25 protein-coding genes are annotated in these 24,882 nt (G+C 62.9%); 10 read left to right on the top strand and 15 right to left on the bottom strand.

Annotated features, from left to right (window positions below; genetic code table 11):
• Positions 1-2: 2 nt before the first annotated feature.
• Positions 3-1,235, bottom strand: a complete 1,233-nt coding sequence (locus tag NKH22_RS16960) for a 3-methyl-2-oxobutanoate dehydrogenase (2-methylpropanoyl-transferring) subunit alpha (protein WP_352910189.1) — start codon at positions 1,233-1,235, stop codon at positions 3-5.
• Between the two features lie 511 nt (positions 1,236-1,746).
• Here NKH22_RS16960 and holA point away from each other — a divergent pair.
• Positions 1,747-2,790, top strand: coding sequence for a DNA polymerase III subunit delta (gene holA, locus NKH22_RS16955; protein ID WP_023750940.1), 1,044 nt, complete (start codon positions 1,747-1,749; stop codon positions 2,788-2,790).
• A 272-nt stretch (positions 2,791-3,062) separates the two neighbouring features.
• Here holA and NKH22_RS16950 read toward each other — a convergent pair whose 3' ends face one another.
• The 9 genes from NKH22_RS16950 to hemE all read right to left on the bottom strand — a co-directional run bounded on the left by NKH22_RS16950 (position 3,063) and on the right by hemE (position 13,603).
• A complete protein-coding gene (locus tag NKH22_RS16950) occupies positions 3,063-3,950 on the bottom strand; it encodes a ParB/RepB/Spo0J family partition protein (protein ID WP_352749537.1) in 888 nt (295 codons plus the stop codon).
• A 61-nt stretch (positions 3,951-4,011) separates the two neighbouring features.
• A complete protein-coding gene (locus NKH22_RS16945; RefSeq protein WP_023672118.1) occupies positions 4,012-4,809 on the bottom strand; it encodes a ParA family protein in 798 nt (265 codons plus the stop codon).
• A 65-nt stretch (positions 4,810-4,874) separates the two neighbouring features.
• Positions 4,875-5,507: a 16S rRNA (guanine(527)-N(7))-methyltransferase RsmG gene (rsmG, locus tag NKH22_RS16940; protein WP_023822329.1), complete on the bottom strand. Its 633-nt coding sequence runs from the start codon at positions 5,505-5,507 to the stop codon at positions 4,875-4,877.
• Positions 5,504-7,378, bottom strand: coding sequence for a tRNA uridine-5-carboxymethylaminomethyl(34) synthesis enzyme MnmG (gene mnmG / locus NKH22_RS16935; RefSeq protein ID WP_023822330.1), 1,875 nt, complete (start codon positions 7,376-7,378; stop codon positions 5,504-5,506). The genes rsmG and mnmG overlap by 4 nt, the downstream gene beginning before the upstream one ends.
• A 332-nt stretch (positions 7,379-7,710) precedes the next feature.
• Positions 7,711-9,033, bottom strand: a complete 1,323-nt coding sequence (gene mnmE, locus NKH22_RS16930) for a tRNA uridine-5-carboxymethylaminomethyl(34) synthesis GTPase MnmE (RefSeq protein WP_352910184.1) — start codon at positions 9,031-9,033, stop codon at positions 7,711-7,713.
• 415 nt (positions 9,034-9,448) lie between these two features.
• On the bottom strand, positions 9,449-10,429 hold the full coding sequence (yddG, locus tag NKH22_RS16925) for an aromatic amino acid exporter YddG (RefSeq protein ID WP_023822331.1): 981 nt from the start codon (positions 10,427-10,429) through the stop codon (positions 9,449-9,451).
• Positions 10,430-10,599: 170 nt separating this feature from the next.
• Complete coding sequence (gene rho, locus NKH22_RS16920; protein WP_023672113.1) at positions 10,600-11,865, bottom strand: transcription termination factor Rho; 1,266 nt, start codon at positions 11,863-11,865, stop codon at positions 10,600-10,602.
• A gap of 164 nt (positions 11,866-12,029) precedes the next feature.
• Positions 12,030-12,572 (bottom strand): protoporphyrinogen oxidase HemJ, encoded by a 543-nt coding sequence (hemJ, locus tag NKH22_RS16915; protein ID WP_023715711.1) that lies wholly within the window; start codon positions 12,570-12,572, stop codon positions 12,030-12,032.
• The gene (gene hemE / locus NKH22_RS16910) at positions 12,572-13,603 is read right to left on the bottom strand and encodes a uroporphyrinogen decarboxylase (RefSeq protein WP_023822332.1); all 1,032 of its coding nucleotides are present in this window, start codon (positions 13,601-13,603) and stop codon (positions 12,572-12,574) included. Before hemE ends, hemJ begins: the two co-directional genes overlap by 1 nt.
• A gap of 283 nt (positions 13,604-13,886) precedes the next feature.
• On the opposite strand from hemE, the gene NKH22_RS16905 reads away from it, so the two are divergent.
• From NKH22_RS16905 to dnaQ, 5 genes are all read left to right on the top strand, one after another.
• Positions 13,887-14,825: a pyruvate, water dikinase regulatory protein gene (locus NKH22_RS16905; protein ID WP_373420152.1), complete on the top strand. Its 939-nt coding sequence runs from the start codon at positions 13,887-13,889 to the stop codon at positions 14,823-14,825.
• 58 nt (positions 14,826-14,883) lie between these two features.
• Positions 14,884-15,483 carry a Maf-like protein gene (locus NKH22_RS16900; protein WP_352910180.1) on the top strand — a complete coding sequence of 200 codons (600 nt, stop codon included), beginning with the start codon at positions 14,884-14,886 and terminating at the stop codon, positions 15,481-15,483.
• Complete coding sequence (locus NKH22_RS16895; protein WP_352910177.1) at positions 15,476-16,303, top strand: shikimate dehydrogenase; 828 nt, start codon at positions 15,476-15,478, stop codon at positions 16,301-16,303. The genes NKH22_RS16900 and NKH22_RS16895 overlap by 8 nt, the downstream gene beginning before the upstream one ends.
• A 27-nt stretch (positions 16,304-16,330) precedes the next feature.
• Positions 16,331-16,915, top strand: a complete 585-nt coding sequence (gene coaE, locus NKH22_RS16890; protein ID WP_023822334.1) for a dephospho-CoA kinase — start codon at positions 16,331-16,333, stop codon at positions 16,913-16,915.
• 125 nt (positions 16,916-17,040) lie between these two features.
• Positions 17,041-17,745 carry a DNA polymerase III subunit epsilon gene (gene dnaQ / locus NKH22_RS16885; RefSeq protein ID WP_023822335.1) on the top strand — a complete coding sequence of 235 codons (705 nt, stop codon included), beginning with the start codon at positions 17,041-17,043 and terminating at the stop codon, positions 17,743-17,745.
• 263 nt (positions 17,746-18,008) lie between these two features.
• Here dnaQ and secB read toward each other — a convergent pair whose 3' ends face one another.
• Together secB and NKH22_RS16875 are read right to left on the bottom strand one after the other, a co-directional pair.
• The gene (gene secB, locus NKH22_RS16880; RefSeq protein WP_023672105.1) at positions 18,009-18,509 is read right to left on the bottom strand and encodes a protein-export chaperone SecB; all 501 of its coding nucleotides are present in this window, start codon (positions 18,507-18,509) and stop codon (positions 18,009-18,011) included.
• 139 nt (positions 18,510-18,648) lie between these two features.
• Entirely contained in the window at positions 18,649-19,149 is a 501-nt protein-coding gene (locus tag NKH22_RS16875) for an FxsA family protein (RefSeq protein WP_023692921.1), read from the bottom strand.
• 196 nt (positions 19,150-19,345) lie between these two features.
• Here NKH22_RS16875 and NKH22_RS16870 point away from each other — a divergent pair, with 196 nt between their 5' ends.
• From NKH22_RS16870 to NKH22_RS16855, 4 genes are all read left to right on the top strand, one after another.
• Positions 19,346-20,050, top strand: a complete 705-nt coding sequence (locus tag NKH22_RS16870) for a Tim44/TimA family putative adaptor protein (protein WP_023672103.1) — start codon at positions 19,346-19,348, stop codon at positions 20,048-20,050.
• A 79-nt stretch (positions 20,051-20,129) separates the two neighbouring features.
• Positions 20,130-21,230 carry a murein transglycosylase A gene (mltA, locus tag NKH22_RS16865; protein WP_352910228.1) on the top strand — a complete coding sequence of 367 codons (1,101 nt, stop codon included), beginning with the start codon at positions 20,130-20,132 and terminating at the stop codon, positions 21,228-21,230.
• The gene (locus NKH22_RS16860; RefSeq protein ID WP_352910174.1) at positions 21,227-21,745 is read left to right on the top strand and encodes a Smr/MutS family protein; all 519 of its coding nucleotides are present in this window, start codon (positions 21,227-21,229) and stop codon (positions 21,743-21,745) included. The genes mltA and NKH22_RS16860 overlap by 4 nt, the downstream gene beginning before the upstream one ends.
• Positions 21,745-22,113 (top strand): helix-turn-helix domain-containing protein, encoded by a 369-nt coding sequence (locus NKH22_RS16855; protein ID WP_352910171.1) that lies wholly within the window; start codon positions 21,745-21,747, stop codon positions 22,111-22,113. Before NKH22_RS16860 ends, NKH22_RS16855 begins: the two co-directional genes overlap by 1 nt.
• 95 nt (positions 22,114-22,208) lie before the next feature.
• Here the strand turns inward: NKH22_RS16855 and NKH22_RS16850 are convergent, their stop codons facing one another.
• The 3 genes from NKH22_RS16850 to NKH22_RS16840 all read right to left on the bottom strand — a co-directional run bounded on the left by NKH22_RS16850 (position 22,209) and on the right by NKH22_RS16840 (position 24,838).
• Entirely contained in the window at positions 22,209-22,415 is a 207-nt protein-coding gene (locus tag NKH22_RS16850) for a hypothetical protein (protein ID WP_023672099.1), read from the bottom strand.
• Between the two features lie 335 nt (positions 22,416-22,750).
• A complete protein-coding gene (locus tag NKH22_RS16845) occupies positions 22,751-23,368 on the bottom strand; it encodes a transglutaminase-like cysteine peptidase (protein ID WP_023706944.1) in 618 nt (205 codons plus the stop codon).
• A 192-nt stretch (positions 23,369-23,560) separates the two neighbouring features.
• Complete coding sequence (locus tag NKH22_RS16840; protein WP_023672097.1) at positions 23,561-24,838, bottom strand: polyhydroxyalkanoate depolymerase; 1,278 nt, start codon at positions 24,836-24,838, stop codon at positions 23,561-23,563.
• Between the last annotated feature and the right edge of the window lie 44 nt (positions 24,839-24,882).

The following is a 24,882-nucleotide window of genomic DNA, read 5'->3' as shown; positions in this document are numbered from 1 at the left end:
GGTCAGACTCCCGCCTGCTGGCGCTGGCGCCTGAGATGCGGCGGCATCTCGGCAAACACGCCCTCGAACATCTCGCGCGTCGACGGCTTGCCGCCGGCATGCAGCGTGCCGTGGCCTTCAGCTTCCTTCTGCGCCGCGATCACCGTGTCGAGGATTTCGGCTTCCGCCTGGGCATGGCGCTCATCCGACCAGACCCCGCGCAGGATCAGATGGTTCTTCAGCCGCATCACCGGATCACCGAGCGGCCAGGCGTCGGATTCGGTTTTCGGCCGGTAGGCAGACGGATCGTCCGAGCTCGAATGCGCGCCGGCACGGTAGGTGACATATTCGATCAGCGTCGGGCCGAGATTCTGGCGCGCCCGCTCCGCCGCCCATTTGGCCACGGCATGCACGGCGAGATAATCATTGCCGTCGACGCGCAGCGCCGGAATGCCGAAGCCGAGGCCGCGCGCGGCAAAGGTGCCGGAGCCGCCACGCGCAATGCCTTGAAACGTCGAGATCGCCCACTGGTTGTTGACGACGTTGAGGATGACCGGCGCCTTGTAGGTCGAGGCGAACACCAGTGCGGAATGGAAATCGGATTCGGCCGTCGAGCCGTCGCCGATCCACGCCGCCGCGATTTTCGAATCGTTGCTGATAGCGGAAGCCATCGCCCAGCCGACCGCCTGGATGTATTGCGTCGCCAGATTGCCGGAGATCGAGAAGAAGCCATGCTCCTTCGACGAATACATGATCGGCAGCTGCCGCCCTTTGAGCGGATCGGCCTCGTTGGAATAGATCTGGTTCATCATCGTGACCATCGGATAGCCGTCGGCTATGAGCAGGCCGGCTTGCCGATAGGTCGGGAAATTCATGTCGCCCCGCATCAGCGCCTTGCGGAAAGCGCAGCTCACCGCCTCTTCGCCCAGATGCTGCATGTAGAACGAGGTCTTGCCCTGGCGCTGCGCCATCTGCATGCGGGCATCGAAGCTGCGCAGCGTCATCATGTGGCGCAACCCCTCGAGCAGCTCCTCGTCGGTGAGCAGCCCGGCCCACGGCCCGACAGCCTCGCCGGTGCGGTTGAGCACACGGATGATCGAAAACGCCATGTCGCGGATGGTGCGCGGATCGACATTGATGTCCGGTCGCGGCACCGAGCCGGCCTTGGGGATAGGCACGTTGGAGAAGTCGGGCGTTCCGCCCGGCCGCACTTCCGGCTCCGGCACATGAAACCGCAACATCCCAGCATCGGTCATGACCATGGTCCTCCCATTTGCCTGGCGTCGATATTTGCACATCCGCGCGCCCGGCACAGCGCCAATTCATGGGGCGCCGCAACCCATCCGGCGTCACGGCCGGCAGGCGACGCCAAGATGCAGATATGTCAGCGAAATTTCTTGTCGATGTTGGGGAGCAGCGCGCAATTAGGCGCAAAGTTTTGCAGGATTTCCTGCAGATAGTCACTTCACGGCCTCCGGGAGAGATGAAGGCACCAAGGTCGGCGAACTCGCGCTTTCCTCTCCCCGTGATCGGGGGAGAGGTGTCGAGCTAAGCTCGACGGAGTGGGGGTCGACCCTTGGGCGCTAGGCAATGCTTGAGATAGTGCCCTTCCTTTGTCCGTTCGCGGCGATTGCCACGTGGCTCCCCCACTCCGTCTCGGCTTCGCCGAGCCACCTCTCCCCCCTCCGGAGGGAGAGGAAGGGCAATAGGGTCTCGAACTCTCTGGAGAACGTTCACTCCGCCCTCTCCCCATGCTAACCACCGCTAATGGCGCAGAAAAAAGGATACGAAGTCGATTCGTGGCTGGCGAAGCCTGACGCGCGCATATCGATCGTCCTGCTTTACGGACCCGACCGCGGCTTGGTCGCCGAGCGGGCCAAAGCCTTTGCCGCGAAAACCGGCCTGTCGCTCGACGATCCGTTCTCCGTCGTCCGGCTCGACGGCGCGGAGGTCGATCGCGACCAGGGCCGGCTGCTGGACGAAGCCCGCACCGTGCCGATGTTCTCCGACCGGCGGCTTCTGTGGGTGCGCAACGCCAGCGGCCAGAAGCCGCTGGCTGAGGACGTCAAGGCGCTGACCGCGGAGCCCGCGCGCGACGCGATCATTCTCATCGAGGCCGGCGACCTGAAAAAAGGCGTCGGGCTGCGCGCCGTGGTCGAGGCGGCCGACAACGCCATGGCGCTGCCATGCTATGCCGATGAAGCGCGCGACATCGACAGCGTCATCGACGACGAGTTGCGCAAGGCCGGCATGTCGATGGCGCTCGACGCACGCCAGGCGCTGCGCCGCAATCTCGGCGGCGACCGGTTGGCCTCACGCGGTGAGATCGAAAAACTGGTGCTTTATGCCCACGGCCAGAAGGACATCAGCCTCGACGACGTAAGGGCGATGTCCGGCGACGTCTCCGGCGCCTCCTTCGACGACGCGGTCGATGCTGTGCTGGAGGGCAGGATCGGTGACTTCGACACCGCCTTCACCCGCCACTGCCTGTCCGGCGGCCATCCTTTCCTGGTACTGTCCTCGGCGATGCGGCAGCTGCAGCAGCTTCAGGTCATGCGCGGCCAGATGGACACCGCCGGCCGCAACGCCGCCTCGGCAGTGGCCGGCGCCCGTCCGCCGGTGTTTTTCTCGCGGCGCAAGCTGGTGGAGAAGGCGCTGGAGCGCTGGAACGTCGAGGCGCTCAGCCGCGCGCTGAACCGGCTGCAATCGGCCGTGCTGCAGACTAGGCGCAGGCCGGATTTGTCGGAAGCGCTGGCGCGGCAGGCGCTGCTCGGCATTGCGGTGGAGAGCGCGAGGCTGGCGCAGCGGTGATCTCCCCCCTTGAGGGGGAGATGTCGCCAAAGGCGACAGAGGGGGTCGCGGCGCGTGGAGCGCTGGCGCCTTTCGCAACGACAAACGAGGTCGGCGCTTGATGGGAGACGACCCTTCTGGCCTGCCGGCCATCTCCCCCTCAAGGGGGGAGATCAGCAGTTCGATCCCTTCGGCAATCGCCAATAAAAAGAAGAGCCGGCAACCGCCAAGCCCTTTCTTCATCCTAAGCCAGAACTTCATTCGCCGGCTAAATATGGCGCAACCCCAACCCTCTACCGCTCATCCTTCAACCGCCGGCATAGCTCGTCGAGCTGCTCCAGACTGCGGTAGTCCACGCGGATCGCGCCGCCCCTGCCCTTGTGCTCGATGGTGACGATCATGCCGATCGTGTTGGTCATCAGCCTTTCCAGCGCCAGCGTGTCGGCATCCTTGCCCGATACGCCGTGTGATGGTTTTGCCTTGGGCGGCGTGCCGCCCGCCGGCATCTGCGCCAGCGCTTCCGCCTGGCGCACCGAAAGCCCCTCCTCGACAATCTGCTTGGCGAGCCCAGCTGGATCCTGCGCCGTGACCAGCGTGCGGGCGTGACCGGCTGACAGCGCGCCGTCGACCAGCATGTCTCGGATGACGTCGGGCAGCTTCAGCAGCCGCAGCGTGTTGGCGACGTGGCTGCGGCTCTTGCCGATGACATTGCCGAGATCGGCCTGGGTGTAGCCGTGATCGTCGATCAACTGCTGGTAGCCGAGCGCCTCCTCGACCGGATTGAGGTCGGTGCGCTGGACGTTCTCGATGATCGCCAGTTCGAGCGCCGTGCGGTCGTTGACGTCGCGGACGATGATCGGAATCTCGGTCAGCCCGGCGCGCTGCGCGGCGCGCCAGCGTCGCTCGCCGGCGATGATCTCATAGCGCCCGGCCTGCGTCGGCGAAGGCCGCGCCACCACCGGCTGCACCACGCCATGTTCGCGGATCGACTGGGCGAGATCGGTCAGGTCGGCGTCGCCAAAGTGCCGGCGCGGGTTTTTCGGGTTCGGGCTCAGGAACTCTATCGGCACCTTGCCGTCCGCATTCAAGCCCGGCTTTTCGGCTGCCACCGGGCGGTCGATCTCGCCGATCAGCGCCGCCAGTCCACGCCCCAGTCTCTTTCTCGAAAGGTCTTCGCTCATCTCAATTCCAGATTCTTGATCGTTTCGGTGCCGGATCGCTTTGTTTATCGACCCTGCCTAATCATGCGGCGCGCAATTTACGCTCGCGGCGGATCACTTCGGACGCCAGCTGCAGATAGGCCTGGCTGCCTGAGCACTTGAGATCGTAGAGGATTGCCGGCTTGCCGTAGGACGGCGCCTCGGACACCCGCACATTCCTAGGAATGATCGTCTCGTAGACCTTGTCGCCCATGTGTGCCCGCACGTCCTGCACCACCTGGTTGGCGAGGTTGTTGCGGCCGTCATACATGGTCAGCACGATGCCCTGGATGATCAGGTCCGGATTGATCGAACGGCGCACCTGCTCCACCGTTTCCAGGAGTTGGCTTAGCCCTTCCAGCGCGAAGAACTCGCACTGCAGCGGCACAAGAACAGAATCGGCTGCCGCCATTGAATTCAACGTCAAAAGGTTGAGCGAGGGCGGGCAGTCGATCAGCACATAGCCGAACGGCGCACCGCGCTCGGTGGCGGCGCGCAGCGCGTTGCGCAGCTTAAGCACGCGATCCGGCGCCGAGGCGATTTCCATCTCGATGCCGAGCAGATCGAGCGTCGACGGCACGATCGACAGGCCGGGCACCGCCGTTGGAATGGCGGCCTCTTCCAGGCCCAGTTCGCCGGTCAGCACATCGTAGGAGGAGACGGTGCGGTCCTTGCGGTCGATACCGAGACCCGTCGAGGCATTGCCTTGCGGGTCGAGATCGACGATCAGCACCTTTTCGCCGATCGCGGCCAGCGCCGTGGCCAGATTGATGGCGGTGGTTGTCTTGCCGACGCCGCCCTTCTGGTTGGCGACGGTGATGATGCGAGGTCCGGTTTTCATGGGTCTGTGCCAGGTATTCATGTGGGCCAGGTATTCATTGCGTCGCCAAGGTTGCGAAGGAGAGCTTACGCAGTCTGCAGATCGGTCACTTCGAGGATGACGCCATGGGCGTCGGTCATGCTCGGATGTTCTACCAGATCGAAAGCCCAGCGGTGAGTGCTTTCTTCCACCTCGGAGCGATAATCCCGGCCTTTGTGGAACAGCGCCCGCGATCCCTTGGTCAGCCACGGCGCCGACAGATCGAGCAGCGCCGGCAGCGCGGCCAGCGCCCGCGCCGTGATGATTTCCGGTTCGGAAACAAGCGCATAGCTGTCGTCGATACGCCGGGCGACGACCCGTGCCGGCAAACCGAACTGGCCAACGACCGCCTGTAAAAACGATGCTTTCTTGCGGTTGCTCTCGACCAGATCGATCGACGCGCCATCGCGTTCGACCAGCAGGAAGGCCATTACCAGGCCCGGAAAACCGCCGCCCGAACCGAGATCGGCCCAGCGTTTGGCCTGCGGTGCGATTCGCGCCAGCTGCGCGCTATCCAGAATATGGCGGCCCCAGACATCGTCCAGCGTCGACGGCGCGGCCAGATTGATGCTGCGGTTCCATTTCAGGAACAACTGTTCGAACGTCACCAACCGATCGAATGTTTCACGTGAAACCGGTCCCGCGGCCTCTTGCAGGCTCGCCCATGAGGCAGCGCTCACGCAACGGCCCTTTGGGCGGCCGATTCGGCGTTGCGGACGTGCGCGACGATGATGGCCAGCGCCGCCGGCGTCATGCCTTCCATACGCTGCGCGTCAGCGATCGACCGGGGCTGACGCGTTAGCATCTTCTGCTTCAGCTCATTGGACAGGCCAGGAACATCGGCGAAATCCACCGACGCCGGGATCAGCCGGCTTTCCTCGTGGCGGATTTGTGCGACATCTGCCTGCTGGCGATCGAGGTAAACCGAATATTTCGCTTCCGTTTCGAGCCGCTCGGCGGTTTTGGGGTCGATTGCGCCAAAGGCCGGCACAACACGGGCCAGCCAAGCGATATCGACGCCGGGATAAGCAAGCAATTCATAGGCGGAGCGGCGCACGCCGTCCCTGTTGATCTCCAGCCCATGCCGCGCCGCTTCGTTGGGCGTCATCGTCGTCGCAATTGCGAGTTTTCGCGCCCTATCAAGATCCTGTGTGACTTCATTGAACCGCCGCGTTCGCTCCGGCGACACGATACCAAGCCGATTTGCCAGAGGCGTAAGCCTTTCATCGGCATTGTCGGCGCGCAGCGATAGGCGAAACTCCGCCCGCGAAGTGAACATGCGGTAGGGCTCGGCAATGCCGCGGCTGGTGAGGTCGTCGACCATCACTCCGATGTAGGCTTCGGTGCGGCTGAGCACGATTTGGTCGTCGGCCGCCGCCTTGCGCGCGGCGTTGAGCCCGGCGAGCAGGCCCTGCGCGCCGGCTTCTTCATAACCGGTGGTGCCGTTGATCTGACCGGCGAGGAAAAGCCCCGCAATACGTTTGGTCTCAAGCGTCGGCTCCAACTCGCGCGGATCGACATGGTCGTATTCGATAGCGTAGCCGGGCTGCAGCATGGTCGCCCGCTCTAGCCCGGGTATAGTTTTGAGAATGTCGAGTTGCACATCCTCGGGCAGGGAGGTCGAAATGCCATTGGGGTAGACCGTGTCGTCGTCCAGCCCTTCCGGCTCGAGGAAAATCTGGTGGCCTTCGCGATCGCCGAACTTGACGATCTTGTCTTCGATCGACGGGCAATAGCGTGGTCCGACCCCCTCTATCGAGCCGGAATACATGGCGGAGCGGCCGAGATTGGCGCGGATCAGCTCGTGCGTCGCCGGTGTCGTACGCGTGATGCCGCAATGGATTTGCGGATTCTTGATTGTGTCGGTGAGCAGCGAGAACGGCACTGGATGTTCGTCGGCCGCCTGGCTTTCCAGCGACGCCCAGTCGATGGTGCGGCCATCGAGCCGCGGCGGCGTGCCGGTCTTCAGCCGTCCAAGCGCGAAACCGGCGCGGCTCATCGTCGCCGACAGGCCAAGGCTCGCCTGCTCGTTCATCCGCCCGGCGACAATCTTCCTGTCGCCAATGTGAATAAGACCGCGGAGAAACGTGCCGGTGGTCAGCACCACCGCGCCGCACACCAACCGGCGCCCGTCGGCCAGGAGCACAGCGGCGATCCGTCCTTCTTCGATCTCGAAATCCAAGACTTCGCCTTCGACGACGTCGAGACCGTTCTGCTGCCGAATCGCTTCCTGCATGGCCAGCCGGTAAAGCTTGCGGTCGGCCTGCGTGCGCGGCCCGCGCACGGCAGGGCCTTTGCGGCGATTGAGCAGGCGGAATTGGATGCCGGCAGCATCGGCGATGCGGCCCATCAGCCCGTCCATGGCGTCGATCTCACGCACCAGATGGCCCTTCCCGAGGCCGCCGATCGCCGGATTGCAGGACATGACACCGACCGTGTCGAAGCGCAGCGTGATCAGCGCGGTCCTGGCACCGGCGCGGGCGGCAGCGCTCGCAGCCTCGCACCCGGCATGGCCACCGCCCACCACAACCACATCATAGTGATCGATCATTGTCCCTTCCAGATTCAGAGATTTCCCGACACATGTCCCCACGAGAGGACGCTGTCAAGGATTGCAGGTTGATTCGTTCACGGGGAACGGAGTGCTGAAAGCCGCAGAGGTGTTTCACGTGAGTCATGGAAGCAGCGAAGCCTCGGTTCGCGCTGGCCCTTATCTACCTGCCGGCATCTTCTCCCCATGAACGGGGACAATGAGGGGCGGTGCAGGCTTTCGGCCAGTTGCCCTTTTGTTAAACGTCTCATTTCACGTGAAACACGCACTTGGGCGGCCCCCTGTGTTTCACGTGAGTCACTCACACAGCGCGCCCCCCTGTTTCACGTGAGTCACTTCCCAATGCAAAACTGCGAAAAGATCACGTCCAGCAGGTCCTCGACATCCACCGCGCCGACAATCCGGCCAAGCCGGTCCGCCGCAAGACGCAGCTCCTCCGCCCGCAGCTCCTGGCCGCACTCTTGCCCCGACAAAGCCGAGATCAGAAAGCGCCTGGTCTCATTGAGCAGCTCCACATGCCGCAACCGAGACGGCAGGATGTCCCCGGCATCGCCGATAGCAGCCGCGGCGCGCCTGCCGATCTCAGCCAGCAGTTCAGCCAAACCAGTGCCGTCCACCGTCGATATCAACGCATCATACGCCTCTGATCGCGGCGAACCTTTCAAGAGATCGACCTTGGTGCCGATTCTCAAAGCCGGGGCCTCGACAGGCATGTTGCCGATCGCAGTAGGGTCCGCCAGATCTTCCAGCAACAGCACCAGGTCAGCCGTGTGCGCCTTGGCCCGCGCCTTTTCGATGCCGATCGCTTCGATCTTGCCGGGCGACTCGCGCAGGCCCGCGGTGTCGGTTACCCTGACCCGCACTCCGTGGAGATCCAGCACCACTTCGAGCAAGTCCCGCGTCGTGCCGGGCTCGTCGGTAACAATCGCCGCCTCACGCCTGGCCAGCGCGTTGAACAGGCTGGATTTTCCGGCGTTCGGTGCACCGAGGATGACAACCTCAAACCCGTCACGGATGATCTCGGCGGCATGGAAGCCATCGACATGCCGGCCGATCTCGCCCACCATTGCGCGCACATCGGACCAGCCCGTGTCCGAAACCGAACCGGGCACGTCGTCTTCGTCGGCGAAGTCGATTTCCGCCTCGATCATCGCCCGCGCATGGATCAGCCGACGGCGCCAGCCAAGATAGAGTTCGCTTTGCACTCCTTCGGCATTCTGCACGGCAAAGCGCCGCTGCGCTTCGGTTTCGGCGTTGACCAGATCGGCCAACGCCTCCGTCTCGACCAGATCCAGCTTGCCGTTGAGAAGAGCCCGGCGCGTAAATTCACCAGGTTCCGCATGACGCACGCCGTCAAACCCGGCAATGATCTCCAGCATCTTGCCGGCCACGGCGCGGCCGCCATGGACGTGGAACTCGGCGACATCCTCGCCGGTAAAACTGTTCGGCCCCGGAAAAAACAGCACCAGGCCGTTGTCGATAAGCGACCCGTCCACCGTTCGGAGCTTGCGCAGGGTTGCAACCCGGTCCTTGACCTTACCACCGGCAACCGTTTCGACGACGAATCGAGTCTTCGGTCCGGAAATGCGGATGACAGCGATGCCGGCGGGCAGGCGCCCGCTGGAAAGCGCAACGATCGAATCGCCTGAAATCATTTGCCCTTCTCACCGGTCGCCTAGCTGTCCGGTCGACAATCCCACAGTGCCGCGGCCGTCATGAACCGGCTGTTCGTCAATATCAAGGTCGATCGCGGGAGCGGCCGGACATTACCAAATCTGTATAGCCGCCTTGTCATCCATGTGCGAGCAGTCGGGTCCTAATCCCGACGCCAAGCAGTTCTGGGCGGGCCAGCAAGCCCTACGGCAGGCCGGCATCGTTAATGCCTGTTCCTGGCCCGGAACCGTGAAGCTGGAGCCCATCTCCCCATGAGGCAAGCCTCGTTCCGGTTGCGAATCGGAAATCCCGACCCGCGTCACGCCGATCGTCTCCGCGATCGGAACGGATGCGAATCGACTTAACATTGGCCAGTGGCATCCGGCCGCAGACCGGCAGACCGGAGCTATGTACCGGCTATCCTGCCCGTGGGGCCGGATCCGTAGGAACCGAGCCGCTGTTGCGACCCCGGCAACCCGTGTTTCCGTCCAAGGCCGAAGGAAGCCGCGTCACATCAATGGATGGCGGCCGCGGCGCGAACAGCAAATCCTTGGCCGCGACCACCGCTCCGACCGTGATCAGGATGCAAGCAACAGCCACCGACCAGTGAAACACACCAAAGCCTGCCAGCAGAAGCACGATGACCGAGAAGAGGGGCGCCGCGTAGGAGAGGGCGCCGAGGATCATGATGTCGCCGTGCTTGCAGCCATAGTCCCAGGCGTAAAAGCCGGCGCCTAGCGGTATTACGCCCAAGATGACGATGGCGCTCCACTGCGTCGCCGTCTGTGGCCAGACGGTAGCCTCAAGCGTCAGGTGCAGCACCAAGGCGACCGCAGCCGTGATGAAGCAGTAACCGGCGACGACATCGGTCGGCACCTTGCCAAAGCGGCGCGATAAAACCGAATAGCCGGCCCAGATGAAAGCGCAGAACAGCGCGATGACATGCCCCTTCATCACACCATTGGCCAGTCCGATCGTGCCGCCCTTGGTGATCACCACAATGGCGCCGGCAAGGCCGAGCACGACGCCGGCGATGTGATGGGCCCTAAGCTTTTCTCCAGGCAGGAAGGCGGCAAAGACGACGATCAGCAACGGCCAGAGATAGGCGATCAGGCTGACCTCGACCGGCGGCGCCGACTGGATGGCGAAGAAATAGGCGCAGTGATAGATGCACAGCCCCGCTGTGCCGAGCGCCCAGACCTGCCACGGCTGGCGTAGCGACTTGGTCGCCGCCGGACGGACAAGCCAGCTCGACGCGCCGGCCAACCCGCCAAGCAGAAACGTCATCGCCGCCAGCTGAAAGGGCGGAATCGGTCCAGCCGCAGTCGAAAGCAGCGCCAGGAACGACCATGTCAGAATGGCCGAGAAGCCGATCAGGGTCGGGATTGTTTTCTTCATGCGGCCTCCGATCTTCGAGACGGGATTACTCGCATGACGACGGCGATGGAAATTGCCGCCCAAGGCCACGCCCTGTCGGAAATGCGACCTGTTTGCCCCCGCAATGAAAAACCCCGTCCCGGTTTCCCGGAACGGGGTTTCATGCATGACCGATGATCCGGTGAAACTGCTTACGTGTTCATTGAATCGAAGAAATCGGCGTTGGTCTTGGTCTGCTTCAGCTTGTCTATCAGGAACTCGATCGCGTCGGTGGTTCCCATCGGCGCCAGGATGCGGCGCAGGACGAAGATCTTCTGCAGATCCTGCTTGGAGACCAGCAGGTCCTCCTTGCGGGTGCCTGACTTCAAGATGTCCATGGCCGGGTAGATGCGCTTGTCGGCGACCTTGCGGTCGAGCTGGATTTCGCAGTTGCCGGTGCCCTTGAACTCTTCGAAGATGACTTCGTCCATGCGGCTGCCGGTGTCGATCAGCGCGGTGGCGATGATCGTCAGCGAGCCGCCTTCCTCGATGTTGCGGGCCGCGCCGAAGAAGCGCTTCGGCCGCTGCAGCGCGTTGGCGTCGACACCGCCGGTCAGCACCTTGCCGGAGGACGGCACAACGGTGTTGTAGGCACGGCCGAGGCGGGTGATCGAATCGAGCAGAATAACGACGTCGCGGCCATGCTCGACCAGGCGCTTGGCCTTTTCGATGACCATTTCGGCGACCTGGACGTGGCGCACCGCCGGTTCGTCAAAGGTCGAGGACACGACCTCGCCCTTCACCGAACGCTGCATGTCGGTCACTTCTTCTGGCCGTTCGTCGATCAGAAGTACGATCAGATAGCATTCCGGATGATTGGCCGTGATCGAGTGGGCGATATTCTGCATCAGCACCGTTTTACCGGTACGCGGCTGCGCGTTGATGAGCGCGCGCTGTCCCTTGCCGATCGGCGCCACCAGGTCGATCACCCGCGACGAGATGTCCTTGCCGGTCGGATTGTCGATCTCCATCTTCAGCCGCTTGGTCGGATAGAGCGGCGTCAGATTATCGAAATGGATCTTGTGACGGATCTTTTCGGGATCGTCGAAATTGATCGTGTTGACCTTGAGAAGGGCGAAATAGCGCTCGCCCTCTTTTGGGCTGCGGATCGGGCCTTCGACGGTATCGCCGGTCTTCAAGGAGAAGCGGCGGATCTGCGAGGGCGAGATGTAGATATCGTCGGGACCCGGCAGATAATTGGCGTTGGCTGAGCGCAGGAAGCCGAAACCGTCCTGCAGCAACTCGACCACACCATCGCCGATGATCTCGACGTCCTGGGCGGCCAGTTTCTTCAGGATGGCAAACATCAACTCCTGCTTGCGCATGACGCTGGCGTTTTCTACTTCGAGCGATTCGGCATAGGCGATCAGCTCTGGCGGCTTCTTGTTCTTGAACTCTGCGAGTTTCATTTCTTGCATAGACGGACTCTGAATCTGCTTTGGGGAAAATATATCGGCTGGATGCGATAAATGCCGGGCGCGGCCGAAAGCAATCAAGGGCGGCGCATGACGGGAAGGAAGACCCGTCTTTTATCGTCGGTCGGGGGAAAGAGCAAGCTGCGTTTTGTTCGACCGAAATGGGCCTAGAACGGCTTGACGACAACCAGGATGACGATGGCGATCATCAGCAATGTGGGGATCTCGTTGACGATTCGCCAGTGCCGCGCCGGTTTTTCATTGCGGTCCTCGGCGAATTTCCTGACAGCACCGGCCAGATAGCCATGCACGCCCGACAGCAACAGCACCAAGCCTATCTTGGCGTGCAGCCAGCCGCCGTGAAAGCCAAACACTTTCCAGGCAAGCCAAAGCCCGAACACCCAGGTGACGATCATCGCCGGATTGATGATGCCGCGCAGCAGACGCCGCTCCATCACCTTGAAGGTCTCCGATTGGACGGACCCCTTCTCTGCGTCGGCGTGGTAGACCAGCAATCGCGGCAGATAGAGCATGCCGGCCATCCAGGAGATGACGGCCAGGATATGGATTGCCTTCGCCCAGGGATAGAAACCCTCAGGCGCAAAGAAAAACAAAAGTGCGGTGAGAACAACCAGCACTCCGATGCCGATGGTCATGCGCATCATCGCCCCACGAGTGCTGTTGCCGCCCGTATTATCCGATTGAGCCATCAGCGTGTCGCGCTCCGCACCTGCTTCACCATCGCCTCGACATGCGCCACCGGCGTCTCCGGCGTAATGCCATGGCCGAGATTGAAGATCAGCGCTCCGTCGCCCAGCGCCTTGAGGATCGCATCGACGCCGTCCGACAGGGCTTTGCCGCCAGCCACGAGCCGCAAGGGATCGAGATTGCCCTGGACCGCCCCTGAATGCTGCAGTTCGTTCGCAGCCGACAGGGGCACGGTCCAGTCGATCCCCAGCCCCGTCACCCCGGTCTTCTCACGATAGGTCTCGTAGCGGGCGCCGGCGCCCTTGGGAAAGCCTATGATCGGAACATCGCGATGAACCGCACGAACTTGCCTGACGATCTCCGCCACCGGTTGCACGCAGAACTGCTCGAAAGACGCATCATCAAGCACGCCGGACCAGGAATCGAAAATCTGCACCACGTCGGCACCGGCTTCGATCTGGCGGATCAAATAGGCCGCGGAGTGATCGGCGAGCACTTTCAGGAGATGCTTGAAGGCCGTCGGTTCGCGATAGGCAAACAGCCGCGCCGGCGCTTGGTCGGGTGTGCCGTGGCCAGCGATCATGTAGGTCGCCACCGTCCACGGCGCGCCGCAGAAGCCGATCAGCGTGGTCTCGTCAGGCAATCTTGCCCGCAGCCGGCGAACCGTTTCGTAGACCGGTTCGAGATTCACGTGAAACGTTTCACTGTTGAGAGCCGAAATCTCAGCTGCAGTGATTGGCGTCAGCAGCGGCCCGCGGCCCTCCTCGAAGCGGACATCGCGCCCCAGCGCATGCGGCACGACCAGAATGTCCGAGAACAGGATCGAGGCATCGAAGCCAAAGCGCTCGATCGGCTGCAGCGTCACCTCAACGGCCAGATCAGGATTGTAGCAAAGATCGAGGAAGGACCCGGCGCGCTTTCTGGTCTCGCGGTACTCCGGCAGATAGCGCCCGGCCTGGCGCATCATCCAGAGCGGCGGCGGAAACACTGCCTCGCCTCTCAGCACGTCCAGCACGATGCGGTTCTCGGGCATTGAGCGCTCTCTTCCCTGCCTTCTCTATAATTAAATAGTCTATTTCTAGAATCTTCTGATTCTAAGAGTCTGTTGGTATCGGTGGTTGTCACCTGTCCCGCTTTGCCTTGGAAAAGGCCAGCCAGCATTTTGTCGCGTGTTTCTTCCGCGGGATTGGCAAAGAGTGTGGATGACCAGGATTCCATCATTGGAGTCAATGGTTTGGCGTAGCAGCTGAAAAACCGCCTCTGTGGATGAAGCGCTGGCAAAAACGCCCGTCCCCAGATTTGTCCCCAGCCGCACCGTGGAGCTGACAGCGCATCGAATTGTGGACAACTGGCCTTCTGATACAGTCGCCTCCAGCCGGTCGCCTTTGCGGTCCCTATTTATCCACACAAGCCCACAGCCTGAGGCGCCCCCTGTGAACAAACCCCAGAGCTTCTTTCATCTGCACCTGATTTCCGACGCCACCGGCGAGACGCTGCTGGCGGCCGGCCGAGCCGCCTCGGCGCAATATAAGGATGCGCGAGCCATCGAGCATATCTATCCGCTCATCCGCACCGAAAAGCAGGTGGCGAAAGTCTTCGAGGACATAGAGGAGGAACCGGGCATCATCCTCTACACCGTCGTCGACCAGAAGCTGGCGCGCGGCATTGACGAGCGCTGCGCCACCATGGGGCTGCCCTGTGTTTCGGTGCTGGAGCCGGTCCTCACCGTCTTCCAGTCCTATCTTGGCACGCCGGCCGGCCGCCGCGTCGGCGCCCAGCATGTGCTCGACGCCGATTATTTCCACCGTATCGACGCACTCAATTTCACCATGGAGCATGATGACGGCCAGCTGCCGCTCAATATGGACGACGCGGATGTGGTGCTGATCGGCATTTCCAGGACATCGAAGACGCCGACCAGCATCTATCTCGCCAACCGCGGCATCAAGACCGCCAACATCCCGATCGTGCTCGGCGTGCCGGTGCCCGAAAGCCTGGTCGCTGCCACCAAGCCGCTGATCGTCGGGCTGATCGCCACCGCCGAACGCATCTCGCATGTCCGGCAGAACCGCGTGCTCGGCAACAGCAGCACCTACGAAGCGACCGATTATGTCGACCGTGCCTCGATCGCCGAAGAGCTCGCCTATGCCCGCCAGATCTGCACCCGCCACAATTGGCCGATGATAGACGTCAGCCGCCGTTCGATCGAAGAGACCGCGGCAGCCATTGTTGCCCTGCGGGGGAAGAATAGATGATGGGATGGCAACGCGACCTCCTGCCCCAATCAACCACTATCGACCAGGCCCAGAACCCATGACCGAAAAAATCATCCTTGCCTCCGGCAGCCCGTTCCGCAAAGCAATGCTCATCAATGCCGGGCTCGGCATCGAAGCGGTGCCTGCCGACGTCGACGAGCGCGCGCTCGAGGCGCCGTTGCAGGACAGCGGTGTGTCGCCGGAAGATGTCGCCCTGATACTCGCCGAAGCCAAGGCGACCGAGGTCAGCGAACGCAGACCGGGCGCCCTGGTGCTCGGCTGCGACCAGACTTTGTCACTGGGAGATGAAGTGTTCCACAAGCCGGCCGACATGGAAGGCGCCCGCCGCCATCTGCTGGCGCTGTCAGGCAAGACGCATCAGCTGAACAGCGCCGCCGTGCTCTGCCGCAACGGCAAGGTGCTGTGGCGTCACGTCGGCATCGTCAGCCTTACCATGCGCAAGCTCGACCCGGCCTTCGTCGGCCGGCACCTGGCCCGCGTCGGCGCCAAGGCGTTGTCGAGCGTCGGCGCCTACCAGATCGAGGGCGAAGGCATCCAGCTGTTCGAAAAGATCGAAGGCGATTATTTCACCATTGTCGGCCTGCCGCTGTTACCGGTGCTGGCGGAATTGCGTGCGCTCGGAGCCATCGATGGTTGAGAAAAAAGCTTTCGTCACCGGCCATCCGATCGCGCATTCGCGCTCGCCGAAGATCCACGGCTATTGGCTGAACACATACGGCATCGACGGCAGCTATCATGCGATCGATGTCGCGCCGGCCGATTTTCCCGAGTTTCTCTCTTCCCTCCAGGCCAATGGCTATCAGGGCGGCAACGTCACCATTCCACACAAGGAAGTCGCCTTCGCCCGGGTCGAGCGCCGCGACGAGGCGGCGGAGATGATCGGCGCGGTCAACATGCTGTGGCTGGACGACGGCGTGCTGTGGGGCGGCAATTCGGACTGGATCGGCTTTGCCGGCAATCTCGACGAGCATGCCCGGGGCTGGGAGAGAAACGCTCCGGCCGTGGTGCTCGGCGCCGGCGGCGCGTCGCGCGCGGTCATCCACGCGCTTAAAGTGCGCGGCATCAAAGATATCCGCATCGTCAACCGCACATTGGCGCGGGCGCAGGAACTCGCCGACCGCTTCGGCGCCGGCGTTTCGGCGCATGGCGCGGTCGGCGACTTGCTTGGCGATGCCGGCTTGCTGATCAACACGACGGCACTTGGCATGCATGGCGATGCGACGCTGGCCGCCGATCCGGCCTGCCTGCCAGCTCACGCCATTGTCGCAGACATCGTCTATGTGCCGCTGGAAACACCGCTGCTTGCCGCTGCCCGCGCGAGAAATTTGAAGACGGTCGACGGGCTCGGCATGCTGTTGCACCAGGCTGTGCCCGGTTTCGAACGCTGGTTCGGCAAGATGCCACAGGTCACGCCTGAGTTGCGACAGATGATCGTCGCCGACATCCTCGCCAAATGATGGGTCGCAAATGATGGGCGCCAAATGATGACCGTGCTCGGCCTCACCGGATCGATCGGCATGGGCAAGTCGACGACGGCGAAAATGTTCGTCGACGCCGGCGTGCCGGTGCATGACTCCGACGAGACCGTGCATCGCCTCTATGCCGGCAAGGCAGCACCTCTCGTCGGGGCGGCCTTTCCCGGCACCGTGATTGCCGGTTCGGTCGACCGCACCGAGTTGGCGCGCCGCGTGCTCGGGAACGCTGCTGCGCTGAAGACATTGGAGACGATCGTCCATCCGCTGGTGCGGGCCGATGCCGATGCCTTTCTGGCAAGGCACCGCGCCGCCGGCGCGCCGCTCGTCGTGCTCGACATTCCGCTGCTGTTCGAAACCGGCGGCCGCAACCGTGTCGACAAGGTCGTCGTCGTCACCGCGCCGGCCGATATCCAGCGCGCCCGCGTGCTGGCGCGTCCTGACATGAGTGAGGAAAAGCTGGCGGCAATCCTGGCCAAGCAGGTGCCCGACGCCGAAAAGCGCCGGCAGGCCGATTTCGTCATCGACACCGGCGAAGGCATGGACGCCGCCCGCACCGCGGTCGGCGCGATCATTGCCGAGCTCTCAGGGCGCTGAACTCGCCTGCTAACTCCTGGGGGATAAGTCGCGCCCATCAGGCTCCTGACGGCAAGCTGTCGGCATTGCCCATTGCCATTTTGTTCCGCTCCATGATTCTACTCCTCTAGGAGTGGGTTGATTCTATGCGTGAGATCATTTTCGATACCGAAACCACCGGACTCGACATGCGCGACGACCGCATCATCGAGCTTGGTGGCGTCGAGCTGGTCAACCGCTTCCCGACCGGCCGCACCTTCCACAAATTCATCAATCCGCAGGGGCGCGCCGTCCATGTCGAGGCGCAAGCCGTGCACGGCATCAGCGCCGCCGACCTCGTCGGCAAGCCGACCTTTGCCGAAATCGCCGAGGAATGGCTCGCCTTCACCGACGGCGCCAAGCTCGTCGCCCACAACGCCAATTTCGACATCGGCTTCCTCAACACGGAATTCGGGCGGCTCGGCCAGCCGGCCATAGACACCGGGCGCGTCGTCGACACGCTGGCGCTGGCGCGGCGCAAGCACCCTATGGGACCCAATTCGCTCGACGCGCTCTGCCGCCGCTACGGCATCGACAACGGCCACCGCACCAAGCACGGCGCGCTGCTCGATTCCGAGCTCCTGGCCGAAGTCTACATCGAACTCATCGGCGGCAAGCAGGCCGCACTTGTCCTCGACGCCGTCGTGGTGCAGCTCAACAGCAATGGCGACGTTGCCGATATCGACATCTCGATCGCCGCCAGGCCAATTGCCCTGCCGCCGCGCCTGACCCAGGGCGAGCGAGCGGCGCATGCGGGGCTGGTGGCGACGCTCGGTGAAAAGGCGCTGTGGCTGAAGGTGGCGGCGGGGTGAACGGATCGCGGAGGTAGCGTTCCGTCACACCCCTCTCTGGCCTGCCGGCCATCTCCCCCTCAAGGGGGGAGATCAGCAGCTTCGCCGCTCCAGCCCATTCCTGCAACCTCTAAAGTTGGCGAAGGTCGCGATGACGGCCAATCTCCCCCCCTGAGGGGGAGATGCCTGGCAAGGCAGAGGGGGGTGCTGTCCCGCCAGCATCTCAGTATACAAAAAGCCCGGCACGAAGCCGGGCTTTCAACTCATGCGCGTGACGCTTGCCTTCAGCTCACCTTGACCTTCGATGCCGCCTGGTCCTCTGCCAGCTTCTGCTGGAACATCTGGGCGAAATCGATCGGGTCGAGCATCAGGGGCGGGAAGCCGCCATTGCGGGTGGCTTCGGCGATGATCTGGCGGGCGAACGGGAACAAAAGCCGCGGGCATTCAATGAACAGGATCGGCAGCATGTGCTCCTGCGGGAAGCCGGCGATGGCAAATACGCCGCCATAGACCAGTTCGACATTGAACAGCACTTCCTGGTCGAAGGACGCCTTGGCGTTCAAGGTCAGATTGACGTCGAACTGCTTGTCGGAGAGCGGGTTGGCATTGACATTGACGTTGATCGCGATGCCGGGGGCCTTGTCGCGGCCGCGCAGCGAGTTCGGCGCGCCGGGGCTTTCGAAGGACAGGTCCTTCACATACTGGGCAAGCACGTTGAGCGACGGCTGCGCCGTTTCGCCGTTGCCGTTGGCGGCGCCGACCGGCGCGTCATCTTTGCTGGCCATGAGCCTTGTTCCTTTTGCCTGGACAGCAGCGCTGACCGAATTGAAATCGGGCGTTGGCTAGCATGGTCGGCAAGACAAGACAAGGTTTGCCGCCTTCAGGCCGGAAGGGGTCAATAGTCAGTCGTTGGCAAGGTGACGCTCAGTCGTCCTTCAGGCGGCGCCACGGCGAGTTATGGTCGGGACCGCGCTTGAAATCGTCCTCGCGCGAATAGTCGCCGTCGTCGAGGTCGATGACCTTGTCACGCGACCTGCCGCGAAAACCGCCGGCGGTGAAATCGGTCGCGACGACGATGCGGCCCTTGAGCCTGCGCCAGGCAAGGTCGCGCACCGGCGGCAGGAACAGCAGCAGGCCGATAATATCGGTGATGAAGCCGGGGATGATCAACAGGATCGCGGCGACCACGATCATGGCGCCATGCGCGAGCTGGCGGCTGGGGTCGCCGCCGCCGGCCATCTCGGCGCGGACCCGCGCCATGACGCCAAAACCCTGGTGCCGGAGCAGAAGCACGCCGGCAATGCTTGAAGCCAGCACCAGACCGACCGTCGCCAGCGCCCCGACCTCGCGGCCGACAATGACGAAACCGACGATTTCCAGCAGCGGCAGCGCAAGCAGGAACAGAGGAAGGAAGGAAATGCGCAAATCTTGACCGATCGTTTCCATGTTTGCCGGGCGGCGCATAATCGCCGCTGGCACTGAGGCCGTTAGATAGGTATGCCTGCCTTTGATTTGAATGATTGCGCCATGCGTTCTATATGCTTTGCATGTTTAACGCCATGCGACCGCCGCCCGATTGGCTGGCGGTCCCGGCCAGGTCAGGGATTGATTGGCGAAAGATATGGGATTCTTCGACTTCGGCACCATTTTCTTTCTGATTGCGGCGGTGGTGATCTTTTTCCAGCTGCGCAACGTGCTTGGCCGCCGCACGGGCAGCGAGCGCCCGCCCTTCGATCCCTACACGGCCAGCCGCACCGAGAAGGACGCGACCCAGAAGCCCGAAAATGTGGTTTCGCTGCCGCGCAAGCGCATGCCGGGCGAGACGGCTGCCGAGACCTACGCGGCCATCGATGCCTTCGCCAAGCCCGACACCGACCTCAACAAGGGCCTGCGCGCGATCAAGGACAATGATCCCTCCTTCGACCCAAAAGTCTTCGTCGACGGCGCCAAGATGGCTTATGAGATGATCGTCATGGCGTATGCCGATGGCGACCGAAAAACGCTGAAGAACCTGTTGTCGCGCGAGGTTTTTGACGGCTTCGTTGCCGCGATTGGCGACCGCGAGGCGAAAGCCGAAAAGATCCAGTCCTCCTTCGTCGGCATCGACAAGGCCGACATCGTCTCGGCCGAGATGAAGGGCGGCGAGGCCCACATCACGTTGCGCATCGTGAGCGAACTGATTTCGGCGACCCGCGACAAGGCGGGTGCCGTCATCGATGGCGATCCCGAGACGGTGGCCGAGGTCAAGGATGTCTGGACCTTCGCCCGCGACACACGCTCGCGCGATCCGAACTGGAAGCTGGTCGCCACCGAGGAAGAAGACTGAGCCTATGCATGTCGCCCGGTGCGGGCAGCTTTTTTGGGATAGCGACATGCAGGCAAACATCGGCAGTGGCGAGGCTGAGGTGTCGCTCTCGCCGCTTTTCGTGGAAAAGTCCTTCGATGATCTTCCCGGTTGGAATTCCGATGACCATCTGCCCGCTTTCGAAGCCTTCCGCCGTTCGGCCTTTCATGTCCTGAACAAGCCCTACCGCACCGGTTCGTTGGGCGTCCGGTTCGACGCGTTTGCCGGCGCTTATGACGAGGCGCGCACCGTTTCGCCGGCGAATCGGTCGGCGGCCAAGGGTTTTTTCGAGCGCCATTTCGCCCCAGTCCAGATTCGATCCGAAAACCCCGGCCTGGTCACCGGCTTCTACGAGCCCGAGGCCGAGGCTTCACCAGTGCGCACGGATGAATTCACGGTGCCGCTACTGGCGCGGCCTTCCGATCTCGTCGACATCGATGATGCCAACCGTCCTCGAGGGATGGACGACTATCTCGCCTTCGCCCGCGATACGCCGCAGGGCCTGGTGGAGTATTTCGACCGCAGTGAGATCGAGAGAGGCGCGCTGGCCGGCCAAGGCCTGGAAATCGCCTGGCTTGCCGACAAGGTCGACGTCTTCTTCATCCATGTGCAAGGTGCGGCCAGGCTGAAGATGACCGACGGCCGGCTTTGCCGCGTCACCTACGCCGCCAAATCCGGCCAACGTTTCAGCGGTCCGGGGAAGATTCTCGCCGAACTCGGCGAAATCCCACTGGAAAAAGTGACGATGCAGTCTATCCGCGCCTGGTTCAGGGCGCATCCGGATCGCGTCGACGAGATCCTCTGGCAGAACCGCTCCTACATCTTCTTTCGCGAAGCCGATGTCGACGATGCCGCATCCGGTCCAATCGCCGCCGCCAAGGTGCCGTTGACGCCGGGCCGTTCGCTCGCGGTCGACCGGCTGCTGCACACATTCGGTACCCCCTTCTACATCGACGCTCCGTCGCTGACCGCCTTCGACGGAAAACCGTTCCGGCGGCTGATGATTGCGCAGGACACCGGCTCGGCCATCATCGGGCCGGCGCGGGGCGATCTGTTCGCCGGCTCCGGCGATGCGGCCGGCGAGATCGCCGGCGTCGTTCGCAATGCGGCCGATTTCTATGCCTTGGTTCCACGCGCTCTCGTTTCGGAATCGAATCGATGAGCAGGCGCCCCGATAAACTCAACGAAGACGATCGGGTGCTGTGGAACCTGGTGGCGCGTACCGCCCGACCGCTGAAGGGCCGGACCGCGGTCGAGATTCCCGACATCGTCGTAGACCCTAGGCCGGCACAGACGCCGGTCGCTGTCGGTCCGGTCCTCGCCGCCAAGCCGAAGGCGCAGCATGTTTCGCATGCGCTGGACGAACCGACGCTGGACAAGCTTAGGAAAGGCCGGCTGCCGATCGAAGGCCGCGTCGATCTGCATGGCATGACCCAGGACGAGGCCTATTCGCTGCTGTTTTCGTTCCTGCACCGGGCCTATGCCGGCGGGGTCCGCTATGTCCTCGTCATTACGGGAAAAGGGTCGTCGTCGGGCGGCGACGGCGTCTTGCGGCGCGCCGTGCCTGCCTGGCTGTCGACGCCTGCCTTCCGGCCGCTGGTCTCCAGCCACGATCACGCCGCCCGCAACCACGGCGGTTCGGGCGCGCTCTACGTTCGACTCAGGCGAACCCGCTGATGACGCCGTTCGGCGAAAAACTGCGGGCGCTTCGAGCCGAGCGCGGCTTGCGCCAGAAGGACATGGCGCAGGCGATCGGAGTCAGCGCCGCCTATTTGTCGGCGCTGGAACATGGCCGCCGCGGCGCGCCGACCTGGACGCTGATCCAGAAGATCATCGGCTATTTCAACGTCATCTGGGACGATGCCGAAGAGCTGGCGCGTCTGGCCGAGGCCTCACATCCGCGCGTGAGACTCGATACGTCCGGCCTCAGTCCTGCCGCCACCGAGTTGGCCAATCTCCTGGCCGAAAACATCGAGAAGCTGGACGAAGCCGAGCTTGCCCGCATCACCGCCTCGATCCGGGTCGCACTGGAGCGGCGTAAGTAGGGCGGCGCCAAGGCCACGAATGCTCATCAATAGCGCCGGCATTTCATCCTGAAGGCGATGCCCGCCGGCCGTTAGCCAGCGGGCATATGGCGAGGTTACTTCGCGCCGGCCTGGCCGCCACGGCCGCCAGTGCTGTCATGATCGCCGCCGCGACCGCCACCCAGGCAGTCCGAGGTGAGATCGCAACAGCGATTGCCCCATTGGTTGTTCTTGGCGCAGCCGGTCTGGTCGGCCATAGCGGATCCGGCCAGGGACGATACCGCGATGGCGGCGAGGAAAGCATTACGCAGGAAAGCAGTCATTTGAAGTCTCCATGGTTGGGTTTCTGTTTACGGCTGTGTGTCGCCGCTGGAGACGGTTTGGTTCACGCAGGTAGCGAAATTTTTTGAGGAGGCGTTTCGAGAGATAAGCTTTCGAGGCAGCGCTGCCCTCATCCGCCTGCCGGCGACTATTTTGCAACGTTGCCGATTGGTGAAATCACCGATGGCAGCATCTTTCTCACCGTCACTATACGGGGAGAAATGCCCGGTAGGGCAATGAGGGGCAGCGCCGACTTGCGGTTATCTCGTGAAAGTTATTAGCCGCGGGCTTCCGACGAAGCTGTTCGCAGCGACGCGCTCACATGCATCGTCCTTATTTACTGGACTGCGCCGACCAGCACCTGCTGGCCGCCGCGGATCGAGACCCAGCGGCCGGTGTTGTCGATGGCCTGCCGCTTGAGGAAGCGATAGCCGGTGGCGTCCCAGATCTTCACCTTGTCGGTCAGATTGTCGAGGACGTAGTCGCCCTTGTCGGTGCGCACCGTCAGCACGGCATGGCCTTCGCCGTCCGGCTTGCGCACGACGGTGATCAAGAGATCGGCCAGCGACACGCCAGAGCGCGAGAGCTGGCGGCGCTTTTCCAGCACATAGTCTTCGCAATCGCCGACGCCCTTGTCGGGATAGGCCCAGACCTCGTCCTTGCCATAGATGTCGTAGTCGCTCATCGGTTTGACGGCGGCGTTGACCCTTGACGTCACGTTGATCAGCTTGCGCATGAAGGCGTCGGTCATCGCGGCGGGGTTGAGGTTGCTCGGCCGGATCGAGCATTCGCCGGGCTGGGTTTTACAGAAATCATAGTGGCCGATCGGCTGCGAGGTCATGCCGCCCGTCGCCATGGCGCCGCCTGCAAGTGCCGGCACTGCCCAGCACACAGAGATCGCCAGCCCTGCTGCCGCCCACAAGCGCAGCGTCCGTGCCATCGGTGAGGAAGTCATTGTCCCCGTTCGCCCTTGTTCTTAACGAAAGGTTAAAGGGGATTTACACTCCGTGTCAATTATAAGGGGAGCCAGATTCTTCGGCATGGTTACCCGCGCCCGCCCAACAGCGTCTATTGTGCAACAGAACGCCTGTGGCGCGCAAAATCGCCCCGCTTTTGCGGGCAATGCACGCTGCAGCCGGATCGAGCCTCAGCTTTTGGCGGAGCGGACCAGCCTTGGTTTCACCGCAACCCTGTTCTGGCGGCCGTAGCTGGTGATGAAATCGACGATGCGCGGCACGATTTCCGAGCGGAATCGCGACCCGTTGAAGACGCCGTAATGGCCGACGGCCGGCTGCATGTAATGCGCATGCCGGTCAGCCGGGATGTTGGGGCAGAGATCGTGGGCGGCCTGGGTCTGGCCGAGACCGGAAATGTCGTCGTTCTCGCCTTCGACCGTGAACAGCGCGACATTGCGGATCGCCTTGGTGTCGACCACCTCGCCGCGATGCGTCATCTCGCCCTTGGGCAGCGCATGGCGCACGAACACCGTGTCGACGGTCTGCAGATAGAATTCCGCCGTCAGGTCCATCACCGCCAGATATTCGTCGTAGAAATCGCGGTGCTTCTCGGCATTGTCGCCGTCATGCTTGACCAGATGCATGAAGAAGTCCTTGTGGGCGGTGATGTGGCGGTCGAGGTTCATGCTCATGAAGCCCGACAGCTGCAGGAAGCCCGGATAGACTTCGCGGCCGAAGCCCGGCACCGGCCAGGGCGCGTGCATGATGACGTTGTCGCGGAACCAGTCGATGCCCTTTTCCTTGGCCAGCAGATTGACCGCGGTCGGATTGCGGCGGGTGTCGATCGGCCCGCCCATCAAGGTCATGGTCGAGGGCACGAAGGGATCGCCGCGCTTTTCCATCAGCGCCACCGCCGCCAGCACCGGCACCGAAGGCTGGCACACCGCCATCACATGGGTGTCCGGCCCCAGCGCATGCAGCATGTCGATGATGTAGTCGATATAATCGTCGAGGTCGAAATGGCCGTCGGTCACCGGAACCATGCGGGCATCGACCCAGTCGGTGATGTGCACGTCGGCATAGGGCAGCATCGCCTCGACCGTGCCGCGCAGCAGCGTCGCATAATGGCCCGACATCGGCGCCACAATGAGAAGCTTGGGGTCGGCCTTGCGCCCGGCGGGCACCGACCGCTCGAAGCGGGTGAGATTGCAGAACGGCCGCGACCACACGGTCTTTTCGCTGACCTCGACGCTCTTCCAGTCGACCACGGTCTTGCTCAGGCCGAAATGCGGCTTGCTGTAGCGGCGCGTCGTGCGCTCGAACAGTTCGGCCGTGGCGGCGACCGAGCGGCCCCACGGCGTATGCGAAAACGGATTGAGCGGGTTGGTGTAGAACAGCCGCACTGCATCGGCATAAAGCCGCGCGGGCTGCAGGGCGGCATGGTTCATTTCGTAGAGCTGGTAGAACATCAGGTACTCCGCAGCTGCCGTGACCGAAGGGACGACGGACAGCG

This window comes from Mesorhizobium sp. M1252 (assembly GCF_040318265.1).
Taxonomy (GTDB): Bacteria; Pseudomonadota; Alphaproteobacteria; order Rhizobiales; family Rhizobiaceae; genus Mesorhizobium.
This window is presented reverse-complemented; position numbering and strand designations above follow the sequence as displayed.

Coding starts and splice junctions, on each gene's coding strand:
- NKH22_RS16960 (WP_352910189.1), bottom strand. CDS start 1,235: ATGACCGATGCTGGGATGTTGCGGTTTCATGTGCCGGAGCCGGAAGTG.
- holA (WP_023750940.1), top strand. CDS start 1,747: ATGGCGCAGAAAAAAGGATACGAAGTCGATTCGTGGCTGGCGAAGCCT.
- NKH22_RS16950 (WP_352749537.1), bottom strand. CDS start 3,950: ATGAGCGAAGACCTTTCGAGAAAGAGACTGGGGCGTGGACTGGCGGCG.
- NKH22_RS16945 (WP_023672118.1), bottom strand. CDS start 4,809: ATGAAAACCGGACCTCGCATCATCACCGTCGCCAACCAGAAGGGCGGC.
- mnmG (WP_023822330.1), bottom strand. CDS start 7,378: ATGATCGATCACTATGATGTGGTTGTGGTGGGCGGTGGCCATGCCGGG.
- mnmE (WP_352910184.1), bottom strand. CDS start 9,033: ATGATTTCAGGCGATTCGATCGTTGCGCTTTCCAGCGGGCGCCTGCCC.
- yddG (WP_023822331.1), bottom strand. CDS start 10,429: ATGAAGAAAACAATCCCGACCCTGATCGGCTTCTCGGCCATTCTGACA.
- rho (WP_023672113.1), bottom strand. CDS start 11,865: ATGCAAGAAATGAAACTCGCAGAGTTCAAGAACAAGAAGCCGCCAGAG.
- hemJ (WP_023715711.1), bottom strand. CDS start 12,572: ATGGCTCAATCGGATAATACGGGCGGCAACAGCACTCGTGGGGCGATG.
- hemE (WP_023822332.1), bottom strand. CDS start 13,603: ATGCCCGAGAACCGCATCGTGCTGGACGTGCTGAGAGGCGAGGCAGTG.
- NKH22_RS16900 (WP_352910180.1), top strand. CDS start 14,884: ATGACCGAAAAAATCATCCTTGCCTCCGGCAGCCCGTTCCGCAAAGCA.
- NKH22_RS16895 (WP_352910177.1), top strand. CDS start 15,476: ATGGTTGAGAAAAAAGCTTTCGTCACCGGCCATCCGATCGCGCATTCG.
- coaE (WP_023822334.1), top strand. CDS start 16,331: ATGACCGTGCTCGGCCTCACCGGATCGATCGGCATGGGCAAGTCGACG.
- dnaQ (WP_023822335.1), top strand. CDS start 17,041: ATGCGTGAGATCATTTTCGATACCGAAACCACCGGACTCGACATGCGC.
- secB (WP_023672105.1), bottom strand. CDS start 18,509: ATGGCCAGCAAAGATGACGCGCCGGTCGGCGCCGCCAACGGCAACGGC.
- NKH22_RS16870 (WP_023672103.1), top strand. CDS start 19,346: ATGGGATTCTTCGACTTCGGCACCATTTTCTTTCTGATTGCGGCGGTG.
- NKH22_RS16860 (WP_352910174.1), top strand. CDS start 21,227: ATGAGCAGGCGCCCCGATAAACTCAACGAAGACGATCGGGTGCTGTGG.
- NKH22_RS16855 (WP_352910171.1), top strand. CDS start 21,745: ATGACGCCGTTCGGCGAAAAACTGCGGGCGCTTCGAGCCGAGCGCGGC.
- NKH22_RS16850 (WP_023672099.1), bottom strand. CDS start 22,415: ATGACTGCTTTCCTGCGTAATGCTTTCCTCGCCGCCATCGCGGTATCG.
- NKH22_RS16845 (WP_023706944.1), bottom strand. CDS start 23,368: ATGACTTCCTCACCGATGGCACGGACGCTGCGCTTGTGGGCGGCAGCA.
- NKH22_RS16840 (WP_023672097.1), bottom strand. CDS start 24,838: ATGTTCTACCAGCTCTACGAAATGAACCATGCCGCCCTGCAGCCCGCG.